The organism is Chromobacterium aquaticum (assembly GCF_021129195.1).
Taxonomy (GTDB): domain Bacteria; phylum Pseudomonadota; class Gammaproteobacteria; order Burkholderiales; family Chromobacteriaceae; genus Chromobacterium; species Chromobacterium aquaticum.
Map to the genome: position 1 here is coordinate 1 of NZ_JAJOHW010000247.1, position 2,754 is coordinate 2,754.

At 67.0% G+C, this 2,754-nt stretch carries 4 protein-coding genes; all 4 read left to right on the top strand.

Annotation, left to right across the window (positions count from 1 at the left end; translation table 11 throughout):
* Window positions 1–248: 248 nt before the first annotated feature.
* On the top strand, window positions 249–1,430 hold the full coding sequence (locus LQT98_RS23460) for a PrgH/EprH family type III secretion inner membrane ring protein (protein WP_156183859.1): 1,182 nt from the start codon (window positions 249–251) through the stop codon (window positions 1,428–1,430).
* A gap of 17 nt (window positions 1,431–1,447) precedes the next feature.
* On the top strand, window positions 1,448–1,699 hold the full coding sequence (locus LQT98_RS23465) for a type III secretion system needle complex protein (protein WP_048410089.1): 252 nt from the start codon (window positions 1,448–1,450) through the stop codon (window positions 1,697–1,699).
* Between the two features lie 42 nt (window positions 1,700–1,741).
* Window positions 1,742–2,047, top strand: coding sequence for a type III secretion system inner rod subunit SctI (gene sctI / locus LQT98_RS23470; RefSeq protein WP_048410088.1), 306 nt, complete (start codon window positions 1,742–1,744; stop codon window positions 2,045–2,047).
* The coding region (locus tag LQT98_RS23475) for an EscJ/YscJ/HrcJ family type III secretion inner membrane ring protein (RefSeq protein WP_231465624.1) at window positions 2,044–2,754 on the top strand (711 nt) is incomplete at its 3' end. The genes sctI and LQT98_RS23475, both read left to right, overlap by 4 nt.

The following is a 2,754-nucleotide window of genomic DNA, read 5'->3' on the forward strand; positions in this document are numbered from 1 at the left end:
GCGGTACTCACCGTGCCACGTCTCACGACTCGCAGCAGATCGTAAACAGGTTCTAAACCCGCACCGTCCCCGATCCCCCTTTACATGGCGGCCGCCGCGCCCGCGGTTAGCCGCCATGCTTTTTCCCTCCGCCCCGAATCTGATTTTCCTCCCGAGATTTCATCGGTTTTCCATCAGGAATCCACGCCGGCATGCGCTTAAAGTGGATGCAAACATCGCAGAACCTTGCGCACTCACCGACAGACACCATGGCAGCTGAAGACATCTCACATCCCGCGCCGGCCCCCATCGTGGTTCGCCTGCTCAACAGCCCGCTGCGCGGCTGCGAATTCCTGTTGCAGCCGGGCAAGACCCTGTTCCTGGTCGGCCCCTCCGCCGCGCTGGCCGACGCCGGCCAGTTGCCGGAGCTGCCGGCCGACACCCTGTTCATTCCGCTGGAACAAGGCGGCGTCAATTTCGAGGTGCTGATCGACCGCGCCGACCCCGGCCGGGTCACGCTACGCGAACTGGCGGACACGGCCAGCGCCGAGCGCGAGGCCGAATTCAACCGCCCGCTGCGCGTCGGCGCGCTGGAACTGGCGCTGCGGCCGGAACATCTGGCCTGGTCGCCGGAAGTGCTGGGCCACGGCCTGGCCGCGCCCGCCACCGAGAAGAAACCGGCGCGCCGTCACGCCGTCGGCGCGGTGGCGCTGGCGGTGGTGGCCGCGCTGCTGCTGGCCGGCGGCGGCTACTGGCTGTGGAACACGCCGCAGCGCCAGGCTTCGGAATTGAACGCGCTGCTGGGACGCGACAGCCAGCGCTTCCAGGTGCTGCCCGGCCGCGACGGCGTGTTCTACGTCGCCGCCGCCAATGAGCGCGACAGCGCCTGGGCGCGACAAGTACTGGCGCGCGGCGACTACGGCCGCCCGGCGCGAGTGCTCAGCCCGCAGCAGGAGAACGAGCGCATGGGCCGCTGGCTGGCGGATCACTACCCGCACCTGCCCTATTACCGCTTGCAGCTGGACAACCCGCGCCGGCCGCAGCTGTGGGTCAGCCAGCAGCGCGCCGCGCTGGGCGGCCCGGCCAGCCAGGCGCTGGCGCAGCGGCTGACCGAGCAGATGCCCTACGCCGACGCGGTGGACATCGTGCCGGTGGACGACGCCGCCGCCGCGAGCCAGGCCGAAACCGGCCTGTCGCGCCAGGCGCTGCCCTTCACCCGCAGCGAGCAGCCCAATGGCGTCACCTTCGTGATCCAGGGCGCGCTGGACGATGGCGAGCTGCTGCGCGCGCGCCGCTTCGTCGACGACTACTACCGCCAGTGGGGCGGCCGCTACGTGCAATTCGCCATTGAGTTGAAGGACGACTGGCTCAAGGGCAAGTCCTTCAAGTACGGCAACCAGGGTTACGTCAAGATGGCGACCGGCCACTGGTATTTCCCCAAACCCCTGTAAACCAAAGGCAAACCACCATGGCAATCGATATCACCAATCCGGACTGGACCCTCAGCGACATGTCCAAGGAGTTCGACGCCGGCACCAGCAAGCTTCAGGGCGAGCTGACCACCGCGCTGGACAAGCTGAACGGCAACCCGTCCAACCCCCAGTTGCTGGCCGACTACCAGAGCAAGCTGTCCGAGTACAACCTGTACCGCAACGCGCAATCCAACACCGTCAAAGTGTTCAAGGACATCGACGCGGCCATCATCCAGAACTTCCGCTAAACCCCGGCGCCGGCCGAGCGCCGGCGCTCCAGGAGTCCTCCCATGATTCCCATCGCCGCCCAATCTCTGGACGCGCTGACCGCCCAGGTCAGCGACATCACCCGCTCCGAGCACAATCTCGTGTCGCTGGACGACCGCCTGATCCAGGCCTTCTCGCAAAACGCCGTCGGCGTAGGCATGGAGAAGGACGCCATCCTGCAGCGGCTGGAACAGCCGGGGCTGTTGAGCAACCCCGCCGTGTTGATGGAGCTGCAGCAGCGCACCTCCAATTACAACCTGGAGGTGTCGATGATCAGCACCCTCACCCGCAAGACCGTGGGCGCGGTAGAAAGCCTGCTGCGCTCATGATCCGCCATGGTTTCAAAGCCGTATTGCTGGCATTGCTGCTGACCGGCTGCCAGCAGAAAGACTTGCTCAAGGGCCTGGATCAGCAGCAGGCCAATGAAGTGATCGCCGTCTTGCAGCGCCACAATATCGAGGCCGACAAGACCGACCGCGGCAAGACCGGCTTCAGCATCGCGGTGGCGCAGCCGGACTTCGCCGCCGCCGTGGACTGGCTGAAGGCCTATAACCTGCCGTCGCGGCCGCGAGTGGAAGTGGCGCAGATGTTCCCGGCGGATTCGCTGGTGTCCTCGCCGCGCGCGGAGAAGGCGCGGCTGTATTCCGCCATCGAGCAGCGGCTGGAGCAGTCGCTGCAGACCATGGACGGCGTGCTGTCCGCGCGCGTGCACGTCAGCTACGACCTGGATTCCGGCGAGGGCGGCCGCGCCGCCAAGCCCATCCATTTGTCCGCGCTGGCGGTGTACGACCGCGACGTGGACCCGGAGCAGATGGTCAACGACATCAAGCGCTTCCTGAAAAACAGCTTCGCCGACATCGATTACGACAATATCTCGGTGGTGCTGTCGCGGCGCAGCGAGGCGCAGCAGCAAGCGCCCACCACGCCGGCGGAGGAGCGCGGCTCCGGCCTGAGCTGGCTGATGGCCGGCGTGGCGCTGATCGCGCTCTTGGGCGCGGCCGCCACCTGGCTGTGGCAGCGCCGCGCGCCCAAGCCC